This is a genomic window from Leucobacter insecticola, from assembly GCF_011382965.1.
Taxonomy (GTDB): domain Bacteria; phylum Actinomycetota; class Actinomycetes; order Actinomycetales; family Microbacteriaceae; genus Leucobacter; species Leucobacter insecticola.
Genome location: NZ_CP049934.1, coordinates 1,446,095 through 1,471,443 on the forward strand (window position 1 = coordinate 1,446,095; position 25,349 = coordinate 1,471,443).

Annotated in this window: 22 protein-coding genes and 3 pseudogenes; 8 read left to right on the forward strand and 17 right to left on the reverse strand. The window is 60.2% G+C overall.

Annotation, left to right across the window (positions count from 1 at the left end; genetic code table 11):
- Positions 1–220: 220 nt before the first annotated feature.
- Positions 221–802, reverse strand: a complete 582-nt coding sequence (locus tag G7067_RS06605; RefSeq protein WP_166322920.1) for a glycerol-3-phosphate responsive antiterminator — start codon at positions 800–802, stop codon at positions 221–223.
- A 117-nt stretch (positions 803–919) separates the two neighbouring features.
- On the opposite strand from G7067_RS06605, the gene G7067_RS06610 reads away from it, so the two are divergent.
- From G7067_RS06610 to G7067_RS06620, 3 genes are all read left to right on the forward strand, one after another.
- Positions 920–1,261, forward strand: a complete 342-nt coding sequence (locus tag G7067_RS06610; protein ID WP_166322922.1) for a hypothetical protein — start codon at positions 920–922, stop codon at positions 1,259–1,261.
- Positions 1,262–1,311: 50 nt separating this feature from the next.
- On the forward strand, positions 1,312–2,634 hold the full coding sequence (locus tag G7067_RS06615) for an LCP family protein (RefSeq protein WP_166322924.1): 1,323 nt from the start codon (positions 1,312–1,314) through the stop codon (positions 2,632–2,634).
- Positions 2,635–2,746: 112 nt separating this feature from the next.
- The gene (locus tag G7067_RS06620) at positions 2,747–3,898 is read left to right on the forward strand and encodes an FtsW/RodA/SpoVE family cell cycle protein (RefSeq protein WP_166322926.1); all 1,152 of its coding nucleotides are present in this window, start codon (positions 2,747–2,749) and stop codon (positions 3,896–3,898) included.
- On the opposite strand, the gene G7067_RS06625 is transcribed toward G7067_RS06620, so the two are convergent.
- From G7067_RS06625 to G7067_RS06635, 3 genes are all read right to left on the reverse strand, one after another.
- Positions 3,891–5,126, reverse strand: a complete 1,236-nt coding sequence (locus G7067_RS06625) for an amidohydrolase family protein (RefSeq protein ID WP_166322928.1) — start codon at positions 5,124–5,126, stop codon at positions 3,891–3,893. The two genes, G7067_RS06620 and G7067_RS06625, sit on opposite strands and share 8 nt — an antisense overlap.
- A 143-nt stretch (positions 5,127–5,269) precedes the next feature.
- A complete protein-coding gene (gene hutU, locus G7067_RS06630) occupies positions 5,270–6,997 on the reverse strand; it encodes a urocanate hydratase (protein WP_166322930.1) in 1,728 nt (575 codons plus the stop codon).
- 139 nt (positions 6,998–7,136) lie between these two features.
- A complete protein-coding gene (locus tag G7067_RS06635; RefSeq protein WP_166322932.1) occupies positions 7,137–9,014 on the reverse strand; it encodes a cyanophycinase in 1,878 nt (625 codons plus the stop codon).
- Positions 9,015–9,267: 253 nt separating this feature from the next.
- Here G7067_RS06635 and G7067_RS06640 point away from each other — a divergent pair, with 253 nt between their 5' ends.
- A complete protein-coding gene (locus G7067_RS06640) occupies positions 9,268–10,173 on the forward strand; it encodes a MurR/RpiR family transcriptional regulator (RefSeq protein WP_166322934.1) in 906 nt (301 codons plus the stop codon).
- Between the two features lie 205 nt (positions 10,174–10,378).
- Here the strand turns inward: G7067_RS06640 and G7067_RS15195 are convergent.
- From G7067_RS15195 to G7067_RS06660, 4 genes and pseudogenes are all read right to left on the reverse strand, one after another.
- Positions 10,379–10,660 (reverse strand): annotated as a pseudogene (locus tag G7067_RS15195) (IS1634 family transposase); the annotation flags it as partial.
- Between the two features lie 552 nt (positions 10,661–11,212).
- Entirely contained in the window at positions 11,213–11,599 is a 387-nt protein-coding gene (locus tag G7067_RS06650) for a polymorphic toxin type 44 domain-containing protein (RefSeq protein ID WP_166322936.1), read from the reverse strand.
- Between the two features lie 80 nt (positions 11,600–11,679).
- Complete coding sequence (locus G7067_RS06655; RefSeq protein ID WP_166322938.1) at positions 11,680–12,483, reverse strand: hypothetical protein; 804 nt, start codon at positions 12,481–12,483, stop codon at positions 11,680–11,682.
- Between the two features lie 414 nt (positions 12,484–12,897).
- Positions 12,898–13,182, reverse strand: coding sequence for a TIGR04197 family type VII secretion effector (locus tag G7067_RS06660; protein WP_166322940.1), 285 nt, complete (start codon positions 13,180–13,182; stop codon positions 12,898–12,900).
- 117 nt (positions 13,183–13,299) lie between these two features.
- Between G7067_RS06660 and G7067_RS13780 the strand changes: the two genes are divergently transcribed.
- Positions 13,300–13,509, forward strand: a complete 210-nt coding sequence (locus tag G7067_RS13780; protein WP_205881081.1) for a MurR/RpiR family transcriptional regulator — start codon at positions 13,300–13,302, stop codon at positions 13,507–13,509.
- A gap of 88 nt (positions 13,510–13,597) precedes the next feature.
- Here G7067_RS13780 and G7067_RS06665 read toward each other — a convergent pair whose 3' ends face one another.
- The 3 genes from G7067_RS06665 to G7067_RS06675 are packed head-to-tail and all read right to left on the reverse strand — an operon-like array spanning position 13,598 to position 16,293.
- Complete coding sequence (locus tag G7067_RS06665; protein WP_280115695.1) at positions 13,598–14,374, reverse strand: amino acid ABC transporter ATP-binding protein; 777 nt, start codon at positions 14,372–14,374, stop codon at positions 13,598–13,600.
- Positions 14,371–15,306 (reverse strand): amino acid ABC transporter permease, encoded by a 936-nt coding sequence (locus tag G7067_RS06670; RefSeq protein WP_166322942.1) that lies wholly within the window; start codon positions 15,304–15,306, stop codon positions 14,371–14,373. Before G7067_RS06670 ends, G7067_RS06665 begins: the two co-directional genes overlap by 4 nt.
- Positions 15,307–15,354: 48 nt before the next feature.
- The gene (locus G7067_RS06675) at positions 15,355–16,293 is read right to left on the reverse strand and encodes an ABC transporter substrate-binding protein (protein ID WP_166322944.1); all 939 of its coding nucleotides are present in this window, start codon (positions 16,291–16,293) and stop codon (positions 15,355–15,357) included.
- Positions 16,294–16,439: 146 nt separating this feature from the next.
- Between G7067_RS06675 and G7067_RS06680 the strand changes: the two genes are divergently transcribed.
- Positions 16,440–17,594, forward strand: coding sequence for a M20/M25/M40 family metallo-hydrolase (locus tag G7067_RS06680; RefSeq protein ID WP_166322946.1), 1,155 nt, complete (start codon positions 16,440–16,442; stop codon positions 17,592–17,594).
- Between the two features lie 7 nt (positions 17,595–17,601).
- Here G7067_RS06680 and G7067_RS06685 read toward each other — a convergent pair whose 3' ends face one another.
- From G7067_RS06685 to fae, 5 genes and pseudogenes are all read right to left on the reverse strand, one after another.
- A complete protein-coding gene (locus tag G7067_RS06685) occupies positions 17,602–19,155 on the reverse strand; it encodes an APC family permease (protein ID WP_244300984.1) in 1,554 nt (517 codons plus the stop codon).
- 218 nt (positions 19,156–19,373) lie between these two features.
- Positions 19,374–20,752, reverse strand: a pseudogene (locus tag G7067_RS15200) (MFS transporter).
- Positions 20,753–20,781: 29 nt separating this feature from the next.
- The gene (locus G7067_RS06695) at positions 20,782–22,245 is read right to left on the reverse strand and encodes an NAD-dependent succinate-semialdehyde dehydrogenase (RefSeq protein ID WP_166322948.1); all 1,464 of its coding nucleotides are present in this window, start codon (positions 22,243–22,245) and stop codon (positions 20,782–20,784) included.
- Positions 22,242–23,195, reverse strand: coding sequence for an NAD(P)-dependent oxidoreductase (locus G7067_RS06700; RefSeq protein WP_166322950.1), 954 nt, complete (start codon positions 23,193–23,195; stop codon positions 22,242–22,244). Before G7067_RS06700 ends, G7067_RS06695 begins: the two co-directional genes overlap by 4 nt.
- On the reverse strand, positions 23,182–23,712 hold the full coding sequence (gene fae / locus G7067_RS06705; RefSeq protein WP_166322952.1) for a formaldehyde-activating enzyme: 531 nt from the start codon (positions 23,710–23,712) through the stop codon (positions 23,182–23,184). The genes G7067_RS06700 and fae overlap by 14 nt, the downstream gene beginning before the upstream one ends.
- 294 nt (positions 23,713–24,006) lie before the next feature.
- Between fae and G7067_RS15205 the strand changes: the two are divergent.
- Positions 24,007–24,399 (forward strand): annotated as a pseudogene (locus tag G7067_RS15205) (helix-turn-helix domain-containing protein); the annotation flags it as partial.
- Positions 24,400–24,476: 77 nt separating this feature from the next.
- Complete coding sequence (locus G7067_RS14230; RefSeq protein ID WP_244300985.1) at positions 24,477–24,788, forward strand: IclR family transcriptional regulator domain-containing protein; 312 nt, start codon at positions 24,477–24,479, stop codon at positions 24,786–24,788.
- 168 nt (positions 24,789–24,956) lie between these two features.
- Here the strand turns inward: G7067_RS14230 and G7067_RS06715 are convergent, their stop codons facing one another.
- Positions 24,957–25,178 carry a hypothetical protein gene (locus G7067_RS06715; protein WP_166321096.1) on the reverse strand — a complete coding sequence of 74 codons (222 nt, stop codon included), beginning with the start codon at positions 25,176–25,178 and terminating at the stop codon, positions 24,957–24,959.
- Positions 25,179–25,349: the final 171 nt, after the last annotated feature.

Consider the following 25,349-nt stretch of genomic DNA (forward strand, 5'->3'; position numbering starts at 1 on the left):
CTGGTCCGTCTGGAACTTGATTTGGGTACAAAAAAAGAACAGCAAACTCCCTGTGGTGGGGGAGGTCGCTGTTCTCTGAGTCTCTAGCAACCGTTCCGAAGTTCATCGGAGGGCGTATTAAGTTCTGTGTGGAACATAGCACGTCTTCCAGGCGCGTGTCCATGCGCGACACCGGGGTTGTAGATTGTCACAAACGCCCCTGGGCGTTGTAAGTCGCGGATCACATGCTCCAGACGTCACGGTTTGATGATGCGATAGCCATAGCTCCCGCGCCGAGCGCGCTCATCACATCCTCTTTGTCGCACACGAGGCCGCCCGCAATGATGGGGAGATCAGTGTCCTCTCGCACCCAGGAAATGACCTTCGGCATGCAGCCGGGGAGTATCTCCACCGCGTCGGCTCCCGAGATACCCACTTGTTTGGGAAGGCTGTGGTAGCTGAAGGAATCCACCAGGAATACTCGGTGGATACTGAGGAGCCCGAGGGCCTTCGCGTGTTTTGCCATCATTGCCTTTGTGCTGAGCACACCGTCGGTGCGAGTGTGCTGTTTCAGGAAGTCAACAGCAACGGTCCTGTTGGAGAACCCGTCAATCAGATCCACATCGACGAAGACCGTTCGTCCAGCGCTCTTGAGGGTCTCAACAATGCGGGGGACCGTGATGATCGATCCGAACAGCACAAATATGACGGGGCACGCTGTGTCCAGCACAGCGGCGACATCTTCGTCGTTCTTTACACTCGCGATGACCGGGTGTTGTAGTAGGACATTTTCGATCCGGGGAGTCGCGTCGCTCTGATTCATATACGTAGGGTATGTCATGCGCCGATGCATGGTTGACCCAGCTAGCACTGTTAGTCTCGGGACTTCGGGTTTTGGGGCTTCGGATCCCTAAATGATCATCACGGCAGGGGAGGTCACATGACAAGGCGACCAATACTTCTCGTGCTCGTGTTGCAGCTCGCACTCGTCGTCGCCACACCGACATTTTGGATGATCGACATCCTGCAGGCAGAAGCGTACACGCAGGTGTTCAGCGAACCCATCGAAGATGGAAACGCTCCCGTGAGTGATGATGATCCTGAGCCCCAGAATGCGCTCATTGCGCCAACCCACAGCCTTGCCAGTGCTCTGGGTTTCAGCGCCAGTGAAGTGTGCCTACCCCTCGTCACAACTGACCGGGTCGCCAGATTCGCTCGATGTCTACTTCCCCCTGCGCCGTTCCTTGAGGTGCCGACTTCCCCTCCCTTAGCAGTCGTGTAGCTGCCCCCTCCGGGCAAATCGATCGACTATTTGAGGGAACGGAAGAACACATGAACCAAAAGCTTGCTGAGGGCGCGCCCCTTCGCCATATGAAGCGACCTACTCGCCGCCGCAGACTACTCACGACGATCGCAGTTGCGGTCACGGTGGTAATGGGCTCGACGGCCGCTGTGGCCGCAATTACACTTCGCAGTATTGACGACAACATCGTGCGATCAGACTTCGAACTGCCGAACCTGCCCGGGATCGCGACCGACACGAGTGAACAGAACATCCTCATCATGGGGCTCGATAGCCGCCTCGACCAAAACGGGAACCCTCTGCCGGAGGAGATGTACCAAGCCCTGCACGCGGGTAACGGAGCTGACGGCGGGTACAACGCGAACGTACTGATCCTGCTGCACATTCCAGAGGATCGCTCGCGCACCACAGGTATTGCGATTCCGCGAGACGACTACGTCGAAATCGCCGGAGCCCCACTCGGGGTCACCAACTCCAAGATCAAGGAAGCCTACGGTCTCGGTTTGCAGCAGCGACTCGGTGAGCTCTATGGCAGCGAGAATATGAGCGAGGAGCAGATCTATCAGGAGGCACGGGCAGCGGGTCGACAGACGCAGATCGAGACTGTTTCCAAGTTTTTGGGCGACGTGCGGATCGATCATTTTATCGAGATGACGATGGGTGGTTTCTACCAGATCGCGCAGGCCGTCGCCCCGATCAAGGTGTGCCTCAACCAGGCGACAGAGGACGTCTACTCCGGTGCATACTTTCCCGCGGGAGTGCAGGAGCTCGACGCGCAGCAGGCAATGAGTTTTGTGCGGCAGCGGCGGGACACGAGTGAGGACGGGCCGTTCCTCACCGATCTGGATCGTTCCAGACGCCAACAAGCATTTCTCGTCAGTCTCGCTGAAAAGCTGAAGCAGAAGTCGACGCTTACGAACCCGGCAACCATTGCCTCGCTCGCCGAAGTGACCCAGAACTACGTTGCGCTTGACACCAACTTCGACGCTTTCGGTTTCGTGAGGATCGCGCAGGAGGTCGCACAAAGCGGCGTGCAATTCGTCACTTTGCCGATTGTACGCTTTGACATGATCAACGGCGCTTCCGTCAATCTCGTTGACGAGGAACAGATCCGGAGCATTGTCGCCTCGATTCTTGACGGCAGCTACTTCGACGCCGTGCAAGCGGGGGAGACGCCTGGCGTCGACGTCGCTGACGAGGGCGTTGAGGATGCTGGTGCCGGGGAAGCAGGTGAACCCGGTGAGGATCCTGCCGCAGCGGATCCTGCGCCACCGGCCTCCGACTCGGGGCTCACAGTGTACGAGTCTTCGGATCAGCCAATTCGTGCCGGTTCGATGCCCTGCGTGAACTGACGTGTCGCGGCTAATACAGAGCCGGATCGACCTTCCCCCTCGCGACTCAGCGCTGCTCTTTGGAGTACTACCTGCGGCGCCCAGCCCGCTGCGATCGCTAGCAATTGCGTTCGTGGCGCTTGTTGGGCTGCTGGTCGGTGTTGGCATCATTATGGTGCAGTCTGCGGGGCAGGTGACGGCGATTGCGGCCGGTGGGAATCCTCTCGGTGGGGTGCTTCGGCAGGGGGCCTACGCGCTCATCGGGATGAGTCTGGCGCTCGTCATCTCTCAGATGTCGCTCGTCAAGTTGCGCAGGCTTGCGTGGCCGCTGCTTCTAGCCGGACTTGTCTTGCAGTTGCTCGTGTACACCCCGCTCGGCTATGAAGCCGGAGGAAACCGGAACTGGTTGCGTCTCGGGCCGATCTCGGCTCAGCCGGCGGAGTTCATGAAGTTTGTGCTGCTTCTGTGGGTATCGACGGTGCTGGCTGCCAAACGGCCGTTGCTTGGAAAATGGAAGCACGTCGTGATCCCGATCCTGCCGGTTGTGGCAGCGTCAATGTGCATCAACGTGCTCGGCGGAGACCTTGGCACGCTCGTGATTATCGCGGCACTTGTGTTTGGTTGCCTCTATTTTGTGCAGGTGAAGTGGCGGATCCTGGGCGCGATCGCGGTGGTTGCGGTGCTCGGGATCGTGCTGATGACGCTGATCAAACCCAACCGGGTGTTTCGAGTGGCGCAGTTCTTCGAAATCGACTGCCTCAACGATCCTGAGCACGCGGCAGGAATGTGTTGGCAGTCGCTGAACGGCTTTTGGGCGCTCGCGAACGGCGGGCTTTTCGGATCCGGGATCGGCAACTCGAGGGCCAAATGGCAGTGGCTACCGGAGGCGGAGACTGACTTCATCTTCGCGATTGTTGGCGAGGAAGTCGGACTTCTCGGTGCGATGACGTTGATTCTGGTGTTTGTTGCGATCTGTATCGTGCTGGTTGCGATCATGGCGCGATGCACGGATGTATTCTCGGTCTCGGTGATGGGGGGTGCGGTTGCTTGGTTTGGAACGCAGATGGTCGTCAACGTGTCGGTGGTGCTTGGCTTCGTGCCGGTGCTGGGGGTGCCGCTCCCGTTTGTTTCGGCTGGCGGCACCTCGCTGATCTCTGGATTGATGGCGGTCGGGCTGGTTCTGGCGTGTGTTCGGGATCAGGCAGCGCGGGATCAGGCAGCGCGGGATCAAGCAGCGCTGGATCAGGCGGAGCCGGCCCCTGCGCAGGGCACTAGCTTCACATGACGCGTGTGCCCGCACGCCAGACGGCTGAAGTGAGGGGCATGCCGGGACGGTAAGCGAGGTGAGTGATCGAGGGCGCCTCGAGTAGCTGCAGGTCGGCTCGGGATCCCGGGGCGATCCTGCCGACGGCAGCTTGCGTGATGCCGCGCGGATCGATCCAGCCGTCCATGTGCATGCCGAGGGCGATCGCGCCACCGAGCGTCGCGGCCCGCACTGCCTCGGTGATGGTGAGGCCCATCTGTAAGACGGCAGTCGCGACGCTAAAGCCCATCGAGCTCGTGTAGGAGGTGCCGGGATTACAGTTCGAGGCAATCGCGAGGACCACGCCTGCGTCGAGGAGCTCGCGCGCCGGGGCGAGCGGCATCCGCGTCGACAGGTCGCAGGCGGGAAGCACGGTCGCCACGGTGCCGCGAGGCGAGGATCCCGATCTTGCTTCCCACCCGGACCAAGAACCCGCGAGCGCGTCAAAGTCAGCGGGGGAGAGGAAGCCGAGATGGTCGACGCTCAGTGAACCGTACTCGACCGCGAGCAGAGCTCCGGGGCCGTGGCCGAGCTGGTTCCCGTGTACACGTGTGGCGAGCCCTGCCGCGCGTGCGGTCTCGAGTACTCGTCTGGTGGCGACTTCGTCAAAGGCACCCGTCTCGCAAAACACGTCGACCGCGCTGACATGCGGTGCCACGGCGGCGAGCATTGGCCCGGTAACGAGATCGAGGTACGCTGTCGGATCGCTGCCGCGCGGGACCACATGCGCGCCAAGGAATGTCACTGCATCGACGTGCTCGCTGGCAATTCTCGCGGCCCGCACTTCGTCGTCGACGGTGAGCCCATAGCCGGTCTTGGTCTCAATCGTGGTGGTGCCGCCGCGCCTGGCCTCCGCGATGAGGCGCGCAAGATTCTCGGAGAGTGCCGTGTCCGTTGCTGCCCGCGTCGCGTCCACGGTCACATTGATGCCGCCCGCGGCATACGTCTCGCCGGCCATGCGCGCTTCAAACTCCGCGGTGCGATCTCCGGCAAACACCATGTGTGTGTGCGAGTCCACCCATCCGGGCAGCACCGCCCGCCCGCCCGCATCGAACTGCTCGTCTGTCGCCGGCGCGTTCGCTGCCGCCCCGACCCAGGCAACGCGTTCCCCCTCGATGACGATGGCGGCGTTGTGTAGGCGTCCGCCAACTTCCACACCATCATCGTTGGTGGTGAGTTCACCGATGTTGTCGATCAGAAGTGAAGTCATAGTTCTTACCTTCGCATATACGTGAGGGGATCCGAGGGGCTGACCCGGTTCTGTCGCTTTTGCGGAAGAGCGATGTGCGATTTGCACATCTCGAAGACGCAACGTCGCGATGGAACCGGGTCAGCCCCTCGGATCCCCGGGGATTACCACGCTGTATCAGTGTTCCGAATCACGGGATCCATTGGAACCCGCACTCCACGATCCCGAGCCACATCGGCGGCCCGTTGGTATCCCGCATCCACGTGCCGGATCACCCCCATACCCGGATCGTTCGTGAGGAGCCGCTGCAGTTTTTCCGCGGCGAGCGGGGTCCCGTCTGCCACGGAGACCTGCCCTGAGTGGATAGAGCGGCCGATCCCGACTCCGCCGCCGTGGTGCAGGGAGACCCAGGTTGCACCCGAGGATGCGGCGGTGAGTGCGTTGAGCAGTGGCCAATCCGCGATCGCGTCTGACCCGTCGGCCATCGCCTCGGTCTCGCGGTAGGGGGAGGCTACGGATCCGGAATCGAGGTGGTCGCGTCCGATGACGATCGGCGCCTTGAGCTTGCCCTCGGCGACAAGCTCATTGAATCGCACGGCTGCCTTCGCGCGTTCACCATAGCCGAGCCAGCAGATGCGGGCAGGCAGGCCTTCGTATTCGACGCGCTCCTGTGCGGCGCGGATCCAGCGGCGCAGGTGGTCATTTTCGGGGAAGAGCTCGAGGATTGCCTCATCGGTAACCCGGATGTCTTCGGGATCGCCGGAGAGTGCAGCCCAGCGGAACGGCCCAAGACCTTCGCAGAACAGGGGCCGAATGTAGGCGGGCACAAAGCCGGGGAACTCGAAGGCGCGGGCGTAGCCGCCTTTGCGGGCTTCGTCGCGGATCGAGTTGCCGTAGTCGAAGACCTCGGATCCTGCGTCTTGGAACTCCACCATCGCCTTGACGTGCGCGGCCATCGACGACTGGGCGTCGCGGGTGAAAGTTTCGGGATCCTGTGCGGCGCGATCCTGCCACTCCGCGACCGTGTAGCCGACGGGCAGATAGCTGAGAGGGTCGTGGGCGCTTGTCTGGTCGGTGACGATATCGATGTTGATTTCGCCCGCGAGTTGGCGGCGCAGGATCTCGGGGAAGATTTCGGCGGCGTTGCCCACGAGCCCGACGGACCAGCCTCGACGCTCGGTCTTGGCCTGTTGGACCTTGGCGAGGGCCTCGTCGAGATCGGTGACGACCTCGTCGAGGTAGCGCTTGCCCGCGCGGCGATCGAGGCGGGTCTTGTCGACATCCACGATGAGGCAGGCACCGTTATTCAGCGTCACTGCGAGGGGCTGGGCGCCACCCATGCCGCCGCAACCACCGGTCAGCGTAATGGTGCCGGCGAGTGTGCCGTCGAGACCCTTGTCGGCGGCACCGGGAAGTCCCGCGAGCTTGCGGCCGATCGCGGCAAAGGTCTCAAAGGTGCCCTGCAGGATCCCCTGAGTGCCGATGTAGATCCACGATCCCGCGGTCATCTGCCCGTACATCATGAGGCCCTCGGCTTCGAGCTTGCGGAACTCGGGCCACGTCGCCCAGTCGCCTACGAGGTTGGAGTTCGCGAGGAGTACGCGCGGCGCCCAGACGTTGGTGCGGAAGACGCCGACGGGCTTGCCTGACTGTACGAGCAGGGTTTCGTCCTCTTCGAGGTCGCGCAGCGTGTCGACGATGGCGTCGTAGGCCTCCCAGCTGCGCGCCGCGCGTCCGGTGCCGCCGTAGACCACGAGATCGTCGGGACGTTCGGCAACTTCGGGGTCGAGGTTGTTCATGAGCATGCGAAGCGGGGCTTCGGTCTGCCAGCTCTTCGCTGAGATTTCGGTGCCGCGGGGGGCACGGACGGGGCGGGCGCCGGGGAGGGCCATGGGAATCCTTTCGCTGAGCGCTGCTGCTCGATGGTGCGTCAGCGCGATCCGATACCTCCATCTCAGCGGGTATTTCTTGCGGTGGCTATGCGGATCAGTGCTGTGCTGTCCGGGGGACCGGACACGAGCTAGTATCGCTTCATTTGGTGCGCACTCTCAGTTGGCCCGAAAGCGCAACCGCCCCGGCGACCATGAGTAATGAGGCGAGGCCCAAGGGTGCCAGCGGTGAAGGATCCCCCGTGGCGGCTAGTTGATGAGTCTGTGACGTGGGAGCGAGATCCTTGGCCTGGGTCTCTGAATCTGGTTTCTCCAGGCCAGGCTTCTCAGGACGGTCAGGATCGACCAGCTTCGCAGCGCCTCGCAGCTCCAGTGCTACGGCTTGCGGATCGGTAGTCATGTTCAGGTCAGAGCCGTTGGTGTCGACTGCACTCGCGGTGACTGTCGCGCGAATGGTCTGTGGCCCCTCCGCTACGGCGTGTGTGAAGGTAAAGACCGCCGTAGATCCAGGCAGTACTGTCGTGGCGGTGGTGGGAGCGCCGTTGATAGTGAAGTCCGTGAGAGAGGTGCCTCCCGTATTGGTGACCGAAACGGCGATACTGGCGGTGTCGCCTTCGGTCAACCTTGTCGGTCCCGAAATTGAGGCGGCAGCGGTGAACGAGGGGATTTCGGCGATCGACATGGCGATGTCTACAAAACTGCCATCGTCACTCCATCGCGTGCGTTCGTCGCGATTGAACGTCGTGCGGAATCGAGGCGACTCGGCGAGGGCGTCGCAGCTGTCGCCGGAGGCTCGTGAGGTACTCGATTTTACGAACGACTGTGCCAAGCTCAGTGTGCCGAAAATGTAGGGGTTTGAGTCGCACTCGTACGACTTCCAGATGTCTGGTTCCACAGCGGGCGCGGGACCACTGCCAACGCCGGTGCGTTCGGTGCCGGCAAGTGTGATGGCACCGGTCGCGAAGTCGATCGTGGATCCAGTCATAAAGTAGGAGTAACGCACTCCCGCGGCGCTCTTGCCGTCAAAGGTCGCTTCTGAGACGTCGAGCATGCTGGCTCCGAGGGCACCGATAACCTTGCCGGTGCGGGCTGCACGGTCAACCACCAGAGCTGTCTTCTCTTCGACTCCGAATCCTCGTTCGTGTTGGGTTTCGAGCGAGAGCTTTACAAGCCTGGGCTGGCGATCGCGCCGGGCAAAGTGCGAGTCGAGCTGGCCCTCGGTGAAGAAGCCGAGGCCTCCTGCGGGAATATAAGTGAGCGTTGACGCCTCCGGGCTGTCCTCGTCAAACCACCCGGCGACGGCCGGGTCTCGCCAGGACTGGTAGGGATCCCCACCCGAGATCATGTCGGGACCTTGCTGGATCGTGAGTCCCGCGCTCGTGCCCGCGGTCACTCCGCCACTTTCAACAACCTCGCGGATCGCCGTCATTGCGGGAGTGTCAGTGCACGTGGTGTAAGCGAACCTGTCTGCCGAGCTCTGATCCGGAGCAGTGCAACTCAGGAGTGAACGAACGTAGCGAGTCTGATCACCGCCACCAAAGTACACGGCATCAGAGCTTCGGATCATGTTGGCCACCGTTGCGTCGAATGCGTTTGCGGCGGTGTACGGGTCTCCGGGGTAATCCTCGGTCGGGTTGACATCGATCGGCACTGGGTACACCTCCGCCCCGTGTGCCTCGAACCACTTCTTGTAATAGAGCCCATTTGCGCTGGCGTTGTCGTAGGTGTCACCGTCCGCCGCTTCTTCTGCGCTGGGGGCGGGGGAAGATGCAGCGGTCAGGATCGCGATGCGCGGTGTGTTGCCAGCACCCGCGTGGGCCTGCGCGAGGTCGACGACCTCCTGAATGATTACCTCACTTGGGGTGTCGCCTGGCTTAATGGCACCGCCGATGAGGACAATGTGGCCCTGGGAAGGTGCCGCACTTGCGGGTGTCGGAGCTGTTGCAATTGTGCCCAGGCTGAGTGTAGCGGCAAGTGCGACGGTGAGTGTTCTGCGACGTGAGCGTATGAAAGAAGACAAATCGTTCTCCGGTCTCGGCGTTGAGGGGAAAGCGCGAGAAACCTGGCTTCATCGCGCAGACTCAAGTGTTTCATATGTAGCGTATTCCTTCAAGGTGGAAATGTATGTTTCAGGTTATGGCTGGGGTTTCGAAACGCAAGGTATAGCCCCTTGCGTGCCGATCACGTTGGTAGACTCGCCACAGCCATTGTCGAAGTAGTGAGCAGCGAAGCTTATTGCAGCAGACGATATCTACTGAGAGCGAAAGGCTGAAATGCCGAATCACATGCGCGAGTCGAATCCGTACATTGAGGGCGTCAGAATTGCTGAGGACACCGTGGCCTCCAGGATCCGCGAACGCATGGGCGACTGCACGCCCTCCGAGCGCAAGGTAGCGCGCACTCTGCTCGCTGCGTACCCGGTCGCTGGATTCGAAACGGTCGCCGGTTTGGCCGACTTGGCCGAAGTGAGCGGGGCCACCGTTGTGCGGTTCGCGACGCGTCTCGGCTACAGCGGGTTCCCGGACTTTCAGAAAGCGCTTCGGGGTGAGCTTGAGCAGCGAAGTGCCTCACCTACGACACTGTATGAACGAACCAGTACGAACCGGGTAGCACCCGCAGGTGACCTGGCGGTGTTTGTTGACTCCTCTGTTGATGATTTGCGTGCGACCTTCGCAGGTGTCTCTGCGCATGATTTCGAGACCACGATTGAACTGCTTGCGAACCCCAAGCGTCGCATTTGGCTCGTTGGGGGTCGCTACAGCTTGTTTCTTGCGGAGTACCTCTCGGCGAGCCTGCAGCAGCTTCGTTCACACGTGCAGATGGTGCCAGAAATGGCGAGTCTGCGCGGCGCGACGATGGCCGGATTCGACGCGAAAGACGTGCTTGTTGCTTTCGATTTTAGGCGCTACGAGAGTGGCACCCGCAATCTGGTGCATCACGCACGAACTCGAAAAGCGAGTGTTGTAGTGATCACCGACAAGTGGGTTTCGCCTTGTGCCTCCGACGCTGATGCGGTACTCACTAGCATCGCTTCAGAGCGTGGCCCGTTTGACTCCGTGGTTCCGGTGATGGCGCTTGTCGAGGCGATTTTTGAGACCCTTGTGCACAGGATTGGTGAGACTGCCCGCCACCGCATAGAGCAAATTGAACAGACGGTGCAGCAGCTTGACCTGATCTGAGCCTCGCTTGTGCGGCCGGCATCGCGGCCTTGCTGGGTTGCGCGCTCGCGGGTTGGACGAGAAATCGGGGTGGGCTGAGTCGATCGCTCAGTGCACCGCCGAAAGGAACGACCGGGTGCGCTCGTGTTGTGGATCGCCGAGCACCTCTGCGGGGGTGCCCTGCTCGATGATCTGACCACCGTGCATAAACCCGACTCGTGCCATTTTAGTGCGGTTTTGACGCGAGAGCGGCAAGAATTGCTGCAGCATCAACGGTCGCGGGTGTTACGGCAACAACCTGCTGCCCTCCGATCTCGACCGTGACATCCCTCAATGGCCTGAGTATGTTCATGATCCGGCGAACGCTCTACCCGGTTTGTTCTTGCAAATGACGGGCGATCGCGGGCGCGCAGAACACGATCGTAAGATGCGCCTCGATCGAGTCACCCTGATGATGAAGCATCGGCCTTGCCTCAAGATCTGTCTTCGACATACGAAAAGACCGTTCCGCCTAGAAACTGCCGGGATGCTGCTCATGGAAGTCACCATCAAAAGCTACCGATCGAAGATCACATTCTTCTGTTTTCACCGTGTCAACTCCAGGTGCATCGTCGATGCGCGAAACTCGGACGGTCAAGGTGAGTCGTACATCGCCCAATACTCGTATCCCCAGTGGCAAGTGTAGATGCGAACTTCGGTCCAGTTTGCAAGGAATTTGCCTGGCCCGCTCGTGAGCGTGTACCGAGAGTCCGCAAATGCTATCTCGAATCTATAGTCAGAAATTCGCCGCCACTCTACTGCCCCATCGTAACGTTCCTCGCTGGTGGGGTTAATGCAAATATTGTCTGGGCTTTCTTGAAGCCCCTGCGGAAGGCCGACCCCAAAGCCCGTTCCGTCAGGGTTCAGTTCTAAGGACATAGGCCAATCAGGCTGCCTAATCAAACCATCAGACTCGTTATAAAAGGTCCCGCCTTTCCACCTGATTGTCTCAGTAAACAGGCTTCCTGAACACGCGGAAAGAGAGAAACACACGAGCACCGCGAAGAGCGCTTGTCCCAGCTTACGTCCCGCTAAGGTTCGCATTGGCGATCTCCTCGTAGTACTGATCTTGAGTAAGCCCATTTGGATACTTCTCGTACAGCTCGTACCCGAATTCCACAGCTCGGTCATCCAGGTCGTCGTCACCTACTCCGGCATCGACACCAGGTGCACTTCCCATATTTGCGCCCTTAAGTGCGTTTTCAAGACCGACGTCCCAGTGCGCCAGCATTGACCCGTAGACCACGTTGCCAAACACATCCGAACGCACAATCCGGCCATACTCGTCACGAAGATAGAAATAACCCAAATCATAATCAAACTCTTCAGCGAGGTAGGGTTTCATGTCCCATTCCGCATTCGTTGCGAACTTGTCGAGGATCGTCTTGCCGCCCTCCACTGCAATCAAGGAGTTCTCCCACATGAGGCTAATGAAAAGCCCTAGGGCACCCAGTAGATTTTTCTCCGCAACAAGCGCGTACCCTGAAGTCAACACAAAATCAAACAGTCCTGGGTTCCAGCGCGCGAGAGAGAGTGAAGCCGTCTCCCCTCATCGGAGGCGAGCCATTCCATCATTTTGTCGTAGCTGAGATCCGAGGCAGACCTCAGGCCGTCAAAGGTCACTGCGTCAGTAGGGGTGTTGCTTGGCGGGGCGCGGTGGGTAGTGATCTTCGCGTCGCGCAACTGGTGAATGAGCGCAAGATTTACACCGCTCGTGTAGTAGCTGCCGTCTGCCTCGACCGCGATCTTGCCCAGTTCAAGCGCAGCCCGGATAGCAAGCTGCATCACCTGCAAACTGTCCGAAAAGTATCTCGACACATCCGCTACGAACCACTCAAGCTTCTCGAGCTTGGTGCGAATCTCTAGAATCTCTGCCTCTACCTGCCGCTTGAGGTCTTCAAGGCTCGCCTGAGCCTGATAATTGCCGAGCCGGTCAGCACTGAATGCTGCGCTACCTGGAAGACCCGAAACTTGGGCCAAGAACGCCTGGTTGATCTGAATCTGAGTCTCGATCAGATCGAACTGATCCCGAGCATCCTGTAATGCCTGCGTGAGGTCGTCCGAGTCGAGGTCTCCGTACACGGATAGGACAGAATGCGCGTGCTCATAGGATGCAAGCTCGGCGTGAACATCATCAACAGCCTCGCCAAGCTTCTCAATGCTTGGAATGATCAAATCACTGAACAGGCCTCTTCCAGCGGTATAGGCGGCACCCTGCAAGACACCACTGTCAAGGTGTGAGATCAAATGCTGCGCCCCAGCAGAGAGGCGATCAATTATCAAATTCGCCACCAAAACATTGTTGCGCATCGCACTGATGAGGCGACTCGAATCATCGACTCCGAACTTTACTCCCAAGGTAACTCACTCCTTTGCCGGATCAGTCTCTCTCGCGCATCGTTGAGGGACTGCCGGACTTCCAAACTCGTCTGCTCAAGCTCAACAAACGAATCATCGACGTATTTATTCACTTGAAAAAGCGTCTCCTGCCGAGACTGCAGTTCGTTCTGCGCAGTGCGGCTGCCCGATTGCATGCGCTCGTGGAGGGACGCTTCTCTGCGTCGTGTCACGCCTGAAATTGTTCTCGAAACTGCTCGAGTGAACGCTGATAGTTGTTTCGAAGCTCCGAGAATTCGTCGGCTTGCCGTTCAATATGCGCAATCTGGGTGGTGAGCCCGATTCGTTCGTTACCGCTCCTATCAGCATTCATAATGAATCACTCCAACGCTCGGCATCTGCAACGTCACGCTTCTCAATGCTGGCGGCAAGTTCCGGGAACTTGTTCGCCTGCCCCAACACCGCAGCGCAAAACTGGCTGACGGCCTGAAGCATCTGGTTGGTGACGTCACGACCTGCGTCCATCCCAACGATGTCACTGGTGAAACCGAATGCGACCTGCTGGTCCTGGTACCCAGAAGTGTCAATGCCAACAAGCTCATTGACGGCGGCATCAGCACCGACAGTACTCGAGCGAATTGTTCCCGAAGACATCGAAACCCCTAATCCCTTTTATTGACAAAATGTGCAGCTAGGACTCATCAATTGATCACAAGAGTAAACTAGCGCACACAAAGTCTACGGCGCTTACTCCCGACTCGTGCCGCTTTAGTGTGGTGGGGTATAAAGGAAAAATGGCACGAGTCGGCTGATGCGGTACTCACTAGCATCGCTTCAGAGCGTGGCCCGTTTGACTCCGTGGTTCCGGTGATGGCGCTTGTCGAGGCGATTTTTGAGACCCTTGTGCACAGGATCGGTGAGACTGCCCGCCATCGCATAGAGCAGATTGAGCAGACGGTGCAGCAGCTTGATCTGATCTGAGCCTCGCTTACGCATCCGGGCATCGGGGCGTTGCCGGAACGGGTGCTCGTGGCTTGGACGAGAAAGCGGGGTGGGCTGAGTCGATCGCTCAGTGCACCGCCGAGAGGAACGACCGGGTGCGCTCGTGTTGTGGATCGCCGAGCACCTCTGCGGGGGTGCCCTGCTCGATGATCTGACCACCGTGCATAAAGACCACACGATCCGCGACCTCACGCGCAAAGCCCATCTCATGGGTCACAACAACCATGGTCATGCCGGAGTTTGCGAGGTCGCGCATCACCTTGAGTACATCACCCACGAGTTCGGGGTCGAGCGCGCTCGTGGGCTCATCGAACAGCATCAGTTTAGGTTCCATGCAGAGGGCACGCGCGATGGCGACCCGCTGCTGTTGTCCACCCGACAGGTGGCGCGGGTAGGCCTTCGCCTTGTCCGCGAGGCCAACTTGCTCGAGCAGCGCCATTGCGCGGGGGAGAACCTCGCTGGTTTTCTGTTTCAAGACGGTGCGCGGCGCGAGCGTGATGTTTTCGAGCACCGTCATATGGCCAAACAGGTTGAAATGCTGAAACACCATACCCGTCTGCGTGCGGTCGCGGCAGATCTCGTTGTAACTCTTTTCATGCAGGGTCTTGCCGCGCAGATCGTAGCCAACGACCTTGTTATCGACCCAGATCCGGCCACCGTTGAGTTGTTCGAGGTGGTTGATGCAGCGCAGCAGGGTGCTCTTGCCGGATCCCGAAGCTCCAATGAGGCACACAACTTCACCCCGAGCCACGTCCAGGTCGATTCCCTGGAGCACTTCGAGGGATCCGAAGCTTTTCCGCACACCCTTCATGCGCACCATGGGGTTTTGTTTAGCTTCACTCATGGTGAGCTCACCTTTCCGGTCGCTACGGGATCGTGGGTTCGCATCGCCTTGCGAATGCGATCGATCCAGCTCACCTGCACGTTGCGGGTCGAGCCGCGCGAGAATCGCTTTTCAAGCCAGGACTGCCCCACCGTAAACACCGTTGTCATGATGATGTACCAGATACTCGCAACGAGCAGAAGCGGGATCACTTGGAAGTTTTTCGCGTAGATGACCTGTGTCGAATAGAGTAACTCGGAAACAGCGAGCACGCTCACCAGCGATGTGTTCTTCAGCATGCCGATAGTCTCATTGCCTGTCGGTGGGATGATGACGCGCATCGCCTGCGGAAGCACCACCTTGATCATGGTCTGCAGACGGTTCAGACCCAGGGCACCTGCGGCCTCAGACTGGCCAGGATCCACTGAGAGAATGCCGGCGCGCACGATCTCCGACATATATGCAGCCTCGTTCAGTCCGAGGCCAAGGATCGCCGCCATGAGGGGCGTGACAATCTGGTTGGCGTTCAGGTGCACACCGGGGAGCCCAAACGTAATGTCAGGGTACAGGGCTGCGAGGTTGTACCAGAGCAGCAACTGCACGAGCACCGGCGTCCCCCGGAACGCAAACACGTAGAAGCCTGCCGCGCCCCGCACGATTGGGTTGACCGAGAGGCGCATGACCGCGAGGATGATCCCGAGCACAATGCCGAGCAGCATGCACACAACGGTGAGCAGCAGGGTGATCTGAATACCCTGCGCGATAGACGTGTCCCTGAAGTACAAGCCGATGATGTCCCAGCGGAACCGTGGATTCGTTGCGGCTGAGTATGCCAGCATTCCGAACGCGAACAGGATGATAGCGCCGGACACCCAGCGCCACGGGTGTTTCTTGTTCGCGATCGTGTAATCGGTATCGTCAAGGATGGGGTGCGTGAGCGTGTGGCTAGTCATGCTTGCGACTCTCGGATTGCGGTGGGAATGGATCTGCGAGGGAGATCCCTATTTCACCGCGACCTGCTCCGGGGCGACTTCGTTGCTATCGTTGATGCCCCACTTTTGGAACGCTTCGTGGTACGGCTTTTCGGTCACGAGCTTCTCCATCGCCGCGGTGATCGCCGGGGTCAGATCTGAGCCCTTGGGCAGTACCAGGCCGGTCGGCTTCGGCTCGTAGTCTCCGCCCTCTGCGAGATCGAACGCACCGGTGATCTTTGCCTGATACCCGAGGCCAGTGGCACCCGAGACAACGCCCTGCACGCGTCCCGAGGAGAGCGCGGTGATGGCCTTGTCAGTGCCGGGGAAAAGCTTGATGTCGATCGATTCCTTGCCGGCCGCCTCACACTGCTTGTTGAACTCGGGCATGATCTCCATGCCCTGTGTGCTGCCCTTCTCTGCGCCGATAATCTTGCCACAGAGTGTCATCGGATCCATTGAAAGCTTGTCGGGATTGCCGGTGGGTACAGCGATACCGCTGCCTGACTGGTGGTACACGACAAAGTCTGCATTCTGCTTGCGCTCGTCGGTGACGGAGAACGCTGACATTGCCATGTCATATTTTCCAGAGCTAAGACCGGGGATGATGTTATCGAAGCCGGAAGGCACGAAGGTGACCTCGAGTCCGAGCAGCTGTCCGAGTGACTCGGCGAGGTCGGCGTCGAGACCCACCACTGTCTTGTTGTCGGCAGCGTACACTTCGAACGGCGCGTACGTCGGATCAGTGGCGATATTCAGCGTGCCCGCCGTCCGAATTCGTTCAGGAAGTAGTGCTTCGAGCGCAGGGTCGGCGTCGAGCTGTGAAATGGTTTCTGTCGGCAGTTTTGGGGAGTCCGGGGTTGTGGCGTCGTCTGCTTGGTCCATCGAGGCATTCGTGCAGCCTGTGAGAGCGAGGGTGAAGGCTGCGGAAGCAGCGATGGCGGCGGATCCGAGTGTGATGAGGCGCATGAGATTCTCCTTGATTCTCCTCGTTGAGCTGATCGAAACATTACACGATTTGCTCCATTTTTCAAATTCTGAAACGTTTGATTCAGAAAGTGCTACGTTGTACTTCGCACGGGGACGTTATTGTAACTGGGATCGGAGACTTGTACATGGTTGCGATTGAGATGCTGCGCCGGGCCAAAGCCGCCCGCCAAGCTTATGAAACAGATCTTTCGCAACTCGTGTCGATCGACTCGGGATCGCATGATTCCGCTGGAGTGAACCGTGTCGCCGACTGGGTGCAACGACGGCTCGAAACGCTGGGTTTCGAAGTAGAGCGTCGGACGCTGGATCCCGCCTACGGTGATCTGCTGGTGGGGCGCAAGCGGGGGAGCGGTTCGCGCCGCATCGTGACGTTCGCGCACATGGATACCGTGTTCGAGCGCGGCGATGCCGCCCAACGTCCGTTTTCGGTAGATGCCGATGGGATGGCGCACGGCCCCGGGGTAACCGACGACAAAGCGGGGATCGTGGCAGGCTTGCACGCAGCGGCTCACCTGATCGCGGCGGGAGCCGACAACTTTGGTGAACTCGTGCTTGCGTTCACTCCCGACGAGGAGATTGGCTCTCCGGTCGGCGGTGCCGCTCTGCAGAAGGTTGCGGTGGGGGCCGATGCGGCATTCTGTCTCGAATGTGCCCGTGAAAACGGAGATCTTGTTGTCGCTCGTAAAGGTGCAGTGGACCTCGAAATCACGATTCACGGTGTAGCTGCTCATTCGGGCATCGAACCAGAGCGCGGTGCGCATGCCGGACTTGAAGCAGCCCACCTCACCGTATTTCTGCAGGAGCTCTCCGACCCTGCACAGCGACTCACAGTGAATGTGGGGATGTTGCGCGCGGGTGATCGGGTCAATGTGGTTCCGGATCGTGCGACCCTGAATGTCGAGATGCGTGCAGTGCAGAAAGATGTGCTCGACGGCGCGCTTGGGCGGCTGCGAGAACGGGCCGCCGATCCTACGGTCACGGGAACCCGCATCGACGTGTGCGAAGTTGACTACTGCGCGCCGATGGAGGAAAGCGCGGCGGGAAACGCGCTCGCCGCAACCTCACTTCAGCTTGCGAAGCAACTCGGCTTTGAGCCTGGCCTTGCGCACACGGGGGGAGTCTCGGACGCGAATCGTGTGGCGGCTCTGGGGGTGCCGACGCTTGATGGGCTCGGACCCGTGGGTGGCGGAGATCACAGTCCCACCGAATGGCTCGACCTGGCCTCGGTACCTCCCCGGGTGGCTTTGCTCGCTTCGCTGATCCACGAAGCGAGCAAATAGCACCGAGCTACGGCGCCCCGGTTTCCTCGACCCCAACCACCCCGATCAGCTCGGTGCCATACGCGCCAGGTTCAGTGCCGTGGCCGATCTGGGAATACAGGTGTGGCTTCTTGACGCGGAGCACGTACGCCCATGCCAGACCAATAACGAAGGCTGCGATGATCATTCCCGGGAGCACGAAGGTGGTGGCATCCGGTTCTTCTTGCCCGAGCATGAGGGGGAAGTTGCCGAGGATCATGACGAACATGCCGGCAAGGAGTACCCCCGCGACAAATGGGGCGACGACGGTGGTCCAGGCGCTCAGCCCGCCGGGGCGCTTCCGGAAGAACCCGATGACCGCGAACGCCGTGAGGGCCATCAAGAGAACGAGACCTGCGGCTCCGGTGTTCGTGAGCCACGTAAACATGGTGAGAACCGGGTAGAGGAACGAGAGCTCGCCGAACATGGCGTCTGCCGCGCCGAAGGCGTCACCTGTGAGCGCGAACCCTGCCACGATAATAATCGCGATGATCGTCTGTGCGACCGAGCCGGCCCACGGTGCACCCGACTTGCTGGTGTGACTGAAGGCGTGGGGCATCACACCCTCACGTCCGAGGGAATAGAGGTAGCGGGCGACGGCGTTGTGGAATGCCTGCAGCGCAGCGAAGAGGCTCGTGATGAAGAGGATTGTCATGATGTCGGCGATGATCACGCTGGTCTGCTCGGTCATGAAAACAAACATGAGGTCTGGGCCGGCCTCCTGCGAGGCTTGCACGATCTGGGAGGGGCCGATCCCGACGGAGAATGCCCACGCGCTGAACGCGTAGAAGAGCCCGATGATCGCAACTGCGAGGTAGGTTGCTCGCGGCACGGTGCGCTTCGGATCCTTGGCCTCCTCGCCGTAGATTGCACCACTCTCAAAGCCCATGAACGCGGCGACGCCGAAGACCAGGATCAGGCCAAGCGCCGGGCCAAACAGTGCGTTCGGGTTGAGGGCTGCGGCAGATACGCCCTCAGGAGACGCAGTGAAAGAAACAATGTCGAACAGGATCACCGCGATGAACTCGAGCGCTACGAGCACGCCCAGCACTTTCGCCGAGAGATCGACGCGGTTCACACCAAGGACGGCAACGACGATGATGCACAGAAACACCCACACCCACCACGGAGATGCGAAGCCAAGCTTCGCCTCGAGAAACACCGAAATCTGGAACCCGAAGAGACCGTAGATCCCGACCTGCATCGCGTTGTAGGAAACGAGCGCGACGAGCGAACCGCCGACGCCGAGGGGGCGGCCGAGGCCCTGTGCCACGTAGGCGTAGAAGGCGCCCGCGTTGGTGATGAAACGGCCCATCGCGGTGTAGCCGACCGCGAACAGGGTGAGGATCACGGCAATGAGGAGGAACCCGAGGGGTACTCCGAGGGAACCCGTTACCGCGAAGGAAGTGGTGACTCCGCCGGCCACCACGGTGAGGGGCGCGGAGGCAGCAATGATCATGAGGGTGATTGAGGGGACGCCGAGTGTCCTCCTGCTGAGCCCAGGATCGTGAATCTCGGATTCCTGAGTTGTGTGAGTGCTCATTTCACTCTTCCCTTCGAAGTGGCGACGTTGCCGATCGCGCCAGCGGTGGCGCGTGCGAGGCAGATGTGGAATCGAGTCTAGAGAGCGGAAGGGGTGTCGAGCAGTGTTTGGCTGTGCTGGGCGTGCATGGGCCGTGTGTTTGCGCGCAGGGCTTTCCAGGTGGATAGTCCGCGGTGTGATGGCACGAGGCCTCTCATCGCGGACTATCCACATCCCGACTAGTGAACGCGATCCGGCAGCGTAATCAAGCCAGACTCGGTGAGCGTCTTATGCTTCGTCTCAGGCGCCCACAGCACAGACACGATGAGGCCGACTGCCAGTACACCGGCGAGAATGAGGATCGTTGGTGCGACCCCGAGTGAGGCCATCAAGACAGGCAACAAGAATGTGCTGACAACAGAACCGAGTCGGCTGATCGCTGTCGCAAACCCGATGCCCGATGATCGCACCGGGGTTGGGAAGCTCTCGGCAGGGAACACCCCGACGAGATTGCTGATCGCTGAAAGGGAGAAGGTGAAGACTGCGAAGATCACAACCGAGATGATGGTCCCGGTTGTCGGCACCAGCGCAAGTGCGGTCAGTGAGACGGTGAGCACAATGAACCCGGAGATCAAAAAACCACGGCGGGAGAATTTTGCGGTCGCCCATATTCCAGCCAGCGCTCCTGCAAGAAGAAACACATTGAGGTAGATTTCAACGGCGTACCCGCTGCCACTATCGGCAAGATCCGACAAGCCCATGTTCGAAAGAATGCTCGGTAGGAAAGTGTAAATCGCAAAGTAGGGCATCACGATGCAAGCGAAGAACACGCAGTTAAAGATCGTTCGCCGTATGTAGAGCTTGCTGAACAGGCCGCGGAATCCGCTCAGTTCACCCTCAATAACGGGCTCTGGTTTCAGCACCACATGCGTGCCGAAGTGCTTATCGAGGATCGCACGTGCTTCTTTCTCGCGACCCATGCGCAGCAGCCAGCGTGGTGACTCGGGGGTGCCGAGACGAGCAACGAGAACAATGACGGCGATGAAGCCGGGGCGATAAGCATCCAGCGCCAGGCGTCTTCGATTCCCGATTGCATGAAAAAGACTCCGATGAGCGTTGCGAGCACATAGCCAAATGTCCAGATTACGGAGAATGATCCGAGAATCTCACCGCGCCGTCGCTGTGGCAGCACTTCGGCGAGCATGGCGTGACCGACAGCATAGTCGCCACCGATCCCGAGTCCGAGGGTCACACGGAGCATCAGCAGTTGCCAGGGTTCTTGCACCCAGAACTGCGCGAAGGTTGCGACGGTGATCACTATGAAGCTGATCGCGAAGATCTTCTGGCGGCCTAACTTGTCGGCAACCGAACCAAACAGCAGCGCGCCCGCGAATAGGCCAAAGAGGGCCCCGGCGCCGAGCGCACCGGTCCACCAGGCGTTCAGGTCCATGGCACCGCGTTGCCCGATAAGTACGATGGCCATGCCGATGATGCCGACTGCGAAGCCGTCGTTAAAGTGCGCACCGAAAGTCAGTGCGGTGATGCGAACGTGGAACTTGTTGAGCGGGATCTCGTCAAAGTCGGCTACATCCCGTTGAGCGGTGTGCGTTTCGGTCATTGCGTGTCCTTATGTCTTCGTTGACGGGGTTATTGTGAGGCGAGCGGATTGGAGATTCCTACGTAGACGGTCTCCAAGAACTCGTGGATGCCCTCGGCGCCGCCTTCGCGGCCGAGTCCCGATTGCTTGATACCGCCGAACGGAGCTGCCGGATTCGATACAAGACCAGTGTTGACGCCGATCATGCCGCTTTCTAGCTGTTCCGCGAGGCGCAGCGAGCGGTTGAGATCCTGGGTGTACACAAAACTAACGAGTCCGTACTCACTTGCGTTCGCGAGCTCAATGGCCTCCGTCTCGTCCGCAAACACGACGATTGGTGCGACGGGGCCGAAGATCTCTTCGTTCAAGATCTCGGCTCCGTGCGGGACCGAGGTGAGCACGGTCGGCGGGTAGAAGAAGCCGTCACCGGCGGGGATCTCGCCGCCGATCTTTACAGTTGCCCCTTCTGCCACAGCGGACGCCACGAGCGAGCTCACCTTGTTGCGGGTCGCCTCGTCGATAAGCGGTCCGATGGTTACGCCGTCGGCCATGCCCGGCCCCTGCACGTAACCCGCCATTCGTGCGGCGAGTTTGCTGGTGAATTCTTCGGCGACAGACTCGTGCACAAGGAAACGGTTTGCCGCGACACACGCCTCGCCACCATTGCGCAGCTTGGCGACGAGGGCACCCTCAACGGCAGCATCAATATCGGCGTCTTCGAAGACAATGAACGGGGCATTGCCGCCAAGCTCCATCGACACCTTCAGCACCTGCTCCGCCGAGTCTCGGATGAGACGCTTGCCGACCTCCGTCGAACCGGTGAAAGAGATCTTGCGCAATCTCGGGTCGGTTGTGAGTGGTGAGATAACGGCTCCAGCGGTAGCTGTGGGAATGACGTTCACAACACCGGCCGGCACACCGGCTTGCACGAGGAGTGCTGCAAAGTACAAGGCCGTCAGCGGGGTCTGCGCTGCAGGCTTCAACACGCTTGTACAGCCCGCAGCGAGGGCAGGTGCAATTTTGCGCGTTGCCATTGCGAGCGGGAAGTTCCACGGGGTGATGAACAGGCTCGGGCCAACTGGGCGGTGGAGCACGAGCAGGCGGTTGCCGCCGTCTGGTGACATGGAGTAGCGCCCGTCAATACGGACAGCTTCTTCCGAGAACCAGCGCAAAAATTCGGCGCCGTAGTTGACCTCGCCGCGTGACTCAGCAAGTGGCTTGCCCATCTCGAGAGTGATGATACGGGCGAGCTCTTCACGGTGCTGGATCGTGAGTTCAAAGGCGCGGCGCAAGATCTCGCCGCGTTCCCGAGGCGCCGTAGCTGCCCAAGACTTTTGTGCTGCAACTGCGGCGTCGAGCGCGGTCTTGCCGTCGGCGACCGAGGCGCTCGCAACGTGGGCGAGCACGCCGCCTGTTGCTGGGTTTGTTACGGCGAGGGTTGCGCCGCACTCAGCGTCACACCACTCGCCGCCGATAAAGAGTCCAGTCGGGGTCTTCTCTGGGAGCGCGTTCATGCGTTACCTCCTGCGGTCGGGGCGAGGCGGAGTGGTCCACCCAGCAAATCTTCGTACAGTTTGAAGGGGGTCATCTCGCCAGCGCTGTCACCGTAGCTGCGGCGAGCGCGGCGGAAGACCTGCTCCACGAGCGCCGACACTTCGCTGGGCATGCCGACCGCACGGGCGAGGTCGATGGAAAGTCCAAGATCTTTGCAGGCAAGCGCGATGGCGAATCCCTCGTCGTAGTCACCGTCACGAAGGATCGAGAGTACATCGTTCTCGAGGAAGTTGCTGTTGGCTGGGCTCGCGATGAGTGAGCGGCGCAATACGTCGAGATCAACTCCGGCTGCGGTGCCGATTGCGAGGACCTCGGCGGTTGCGACGAGGTGCGAGAACCAAAGCTGGTTGATCATAAGCTTCACGGCGTAGCCGGCACCGTGTCCACCGACGTTGATGATGCGCTCGGGGTCGCCCATCGCTTCAAAGACGGGAAGGTGCTCGGCATGAAGTTCGGGATCAGCGCCAACGAAGATTTGTAGCATGCCGTTTGCTGCGCCGACCGACATACCGCTGACCGGTGCGTCGATAATGCGGATGCCGCGAGCGTTCGCTTCTGCGCGCACCCCGTCGGCGACCTCGGGGACCGACGTTGACATGTCGATCCAGGTCTTCCCCTCGGAGAGTCCGGCGAGCAGGCCCTGTTCGCCCTGCAGCAGCGCTGAGACGATGCGGGGCGTGGGGAGCATCGTGATGACAACATCGGCACGGAGTGCGAGTTCTGCGGCGGAGTCGGCCCACTCGGCGCCGTTGGCAAGCAGTTCGGAAGCGGCCTCGCGGCGCAGGTCGGTGACGACGAGTTTGAAGCCGGCTTCCTGCAGGTTGCGGCTCATGCCGGAACCCATGTGGCCCAGGCCAATGAAACCGACGACGGTGTTTTCGGGCGTACGGGTGGGGTTAGCGTGCGACATCTGCGGCGACTTTCTGGCTCGGGGTGTAGAAGGGGTTGCTGGGGGAGTTGCGGGCGGCGATGACGTCTTCAAGTGACGGCCCGTTGGCAGCGCCCAGTTCAAGTGCGCGACGTACGGCCTCTCTGTTGTTGCGGTAGACCGCGTCCAGATCATTGGTTTCAGGGTTCACCCAGACCGCCGCGATGAGTGCGTGTGTTTCGGTGCAAGACTCGGGAATGACGCCTTCAGCGACGGCGTCAGCGACTCCGGCGGCGATGCCGGCCTGTGCGGCCCCCCAGGTTGCGGTGCTGTGGAAGTCGCTTCCGGCGGCAGCCTTTTGCACGAAGAGAGTCATGGGTTTGACTGGCAATGATGGCTTGAGTACGGCTACGAATGGTACAAAGCCTTCGCTCGGACTACCAAGTGAGGTCGCCCATGCGGTACCTGCGGGGCCGTCGCGGTGGCCAAGCACAGTGTTTACGTGAGCGGCATTTACGCCCTCACCGACGAAGCTCTCTCCGAGCTGCACGTTATCCATCTTTGGACCCCTTTTCTTCGACGCCGATCGCGCGGCCCTGTTGCAGCGCTGGCTGGCATAAACTTATGTATGGGTTCCGTAATCTGCAAGTCAAGTTGCGAATAACGGAACTCAATGACACGCTAATGATCTGACCTAGCTGAGATGGAGGGGCGCATGGCACGCACCAGCGGATCGCAAGCCACCACGAAGCGCAGTTCTCGTGGGCGGGGCGCGGAACTAGAAAGCAATGAGCTGGGTGACGATGACAGAGTCAACTCGACCGGCTTGGGGAGAGATATTCGCCTCCTGGAGATGCTCGCGAGCGATGCCGCAACGCGCAACGGTGGCTATGGTGTGACAGAACTCGCGAAGCTCTCGGGGCGAAGCAAAACGGTGATTTCACGCGCGCTCGCCACCCTTGCCGCGACGGGACTTGCCGCTCGGGATCCGGAGACCCAGCGCTACCGAGTGGGGCCTCGCGTCTTTGCGCTCGCGGCACGGAGCGCTGAATCAGAACTCGTGCAGAGTGGTCAGCCCGTGCTGCGGGGTCTCGTCGCCGCAACTCGTGAGACGGCTCACCTGTGTGTGCTGATGCACGGCAACGTCCTGACCCTCGCCAGTGAGGTGAGTCCTCATGAGCTTCGTTCTGCAGGGTGGCAAGGGGTGCGCACTGCGGCGTGGCGCTCCTCCTCGGGGTGGGTGTTGCTCAGCGATTGGGATGAAGAGTCCTTGCGGCAGTGGTACGAGGAGAGGGGCATGACTCAACGATTATTGAAGGTGAAATGTTTGGTCGAGAACCAAACCCGTTCTCCTTGCGTGACCAAGTACCCAACACTCAGGGAAAAGTTCGCAACTTCAATGAGTTGCTTGCTGAGATTGAGCGCATTCGTTCCGTCGGGTATTCGATACTCGATGAGGATCTCGAGGAGGGGGTGGTGGGGGTCTCTGCCCCGGTGATTGATCACACGGGACGCATCATCGCCGCCCTTAACGTCAGCGGGCCGAAGAAGCGAATTGGTGACAAGATTGAAGCGCTCGGGAGCCTCGTGCGGAAGGGAGCATTGACGCTGTCACGCAACCTCGGCGGTTCCTAGTGTGCTGCGCCGTAAGTTCACTTCACATATCCTGGCACTTCCGCGGCGCATCGCATCGTTGTCGTCATTCGAAGTTGGGGTGAAGCTAAGGGTACGAATCCGGTCAACTCAGGGACGTAAGGTCACTCAAGCCCTAGATCTCTACGACGCGCTCGCGCACTTTGATCCCTACGCCGTCGAGTCGGCGATCCACGTAAGCAGCTCGCGGCGACTGCGCGGCCCCAGGCGCTCGGCGAGGTCAGCGAGCATGATCCACCCCGCGCCACCCGGAAACTCTGCGCGTGCCACGAGCTCAAGGTCTTCGCCACGCACCGGGGCGAAGATGCCGTGGTGGGGGTGGATCCGGGATCCGAGCGCGTCGACGGGGATCGCCGGAGCTGATGCGATCATTGAGCGCAAGCCTACCGCCGACGCACTACCGTCGGTTGAGCGAACGTAGTGAGTCGAAACCAAGAGAGTGTTTCCTTGATTTCGACTCACCTGGCGCAGTGGCGCCAGCGCAAAATACGGAAGAAAGCGATGCTTTCTTCTCTGAGTATTCTGCGCGCTCAATCGGCGGCG

What these genes read in the sequence shown, in the direction of transcription:
- G7067_RS06605 (WP_166322920.1), bottom strand. Translation starts at nt 802, where the DNA reads ATGAATCAGAGCGACGCGACTCCCCGGATCGAAAATGTCCTACTACAA.
- G7067_RS06610 (WP_166322922.1), top strand. Translation starts at nt 920, where the DNA reads ATGACAAGGCGACCAATACTTCTCGTGCTCGTGTTGCAGCTCGCACTC.
- G7067_RS06615 (WP_166322924.1), top strand. Translation starts at nt 1,312, where the DNA reads ATGAACCAAAAGCTTGCTGAGGGCGCGCCCCTTCGCCATATGAAGCGA.
- G7067_RS06625 (WP_166322928.1), bottom strand. Translation starts at nt 5,126, where the DNA reads ATGACTTCACTTCTGATCGACAACATCGGTGAACTCACCACCAACGAT.
- hutU (WP_166322930.1), bottom strand. Translation starts at nt 6,997, where the DNA reads ATGGCCCTCCCCGGCGCCCGCCCCGTCCGTGCCCCCCGCGGCACCGAA.
- G7067_RS06640 (WP_166322934.1), top strand. Translation starts at nt 9,268, where the DNA reads ATGCCGAATCACATGCGCGAGTCGAATCCGTACATTGAGGGCGTCAGA.
- G7067_RS06660 (WP_166322940.1), bottom strand. Translation starts at nt 13,182, where the DNA reads ATGTCTTCGGGAACAATTCGCTCGAGTACTGTCGGTGCTGATGCCGCC.
- G7067_RS06665 (WP_280115695.1), bottom strand. Translation starts at nt 14,374, where the DNA reads ATGAGTGAAGCTAAACAAAACCCCATGGTGCGCATGAAGGGTGTGCGG.
- G7067_RS06670 (WP_166322942.1), bottom strand. Translation starts at nt 15,306, where the DNA reads ATGACTAGCCACACGCTCACGCACCCCATCCTTGACGATACCGATTAC.
- G7067_RS06675 (WP_166322944.1), bottom strand. Translation starts at nt 16,293, where the DNA reads ATGCGCCTCATCACACTCGGATCCGCCGCCATCGCTGCTTCCGCAGCC.
- G7067_RS06680 (WP_166322946.1), top strand. Translation starts at nt 16,440, where the DNA reads ATGGTTGCGATTGAGATGCTGCGCCGGGCCAAAGCCGCCCGCCAAGCT.
- G7067_RS06685 (WP_244300984.1), bottom strand. Translation starts at nt 19,155, where the DNA reads ATGAGCACTCACACAACTCAGGAATCCGAGATTCACGATCCTGGGCTC.
- G7067_RS06695 (WP_166322948.1), bottom strand. Translation starts at nt 22,245, where the DNA reads ATGAACGCGCTCCCAGAGAAGACCCCGACTGGACTCTTTATCGGCGGC.
- G7067_RS06700 (WP_166322950.1), bottom strand. Translation starts at nt 23,195, where the DNA reads ATGTCGCACGCTAACCCCACCCGTACGCCCGAAAACACCGTCGTCGGT.
- fae (WP_166322952.1), bottom strand. Translation starts at nt 23,712, where the DNA reads ATGGATAACGTGCAGCTCGGAGAGAGCTTCGTCGGTGAGGGCGTAAAT.
- G7067_RS14230 (WP_244300985.1), top strand. Translation starts at nt 24,477, where the DNA reads ATGTTTGGTCGAGAACCAAACCCGTTCTCCTTGCGTGACCAAGTACCC.
- G7067_RS06715 (WP_166321096.1), bottom strand. Translation starts at nt 25,178, where the DNA reads ATGATCGCATCAGCTCCGGCGATCCCCGTCGACGCGCTCGGATCCCGG.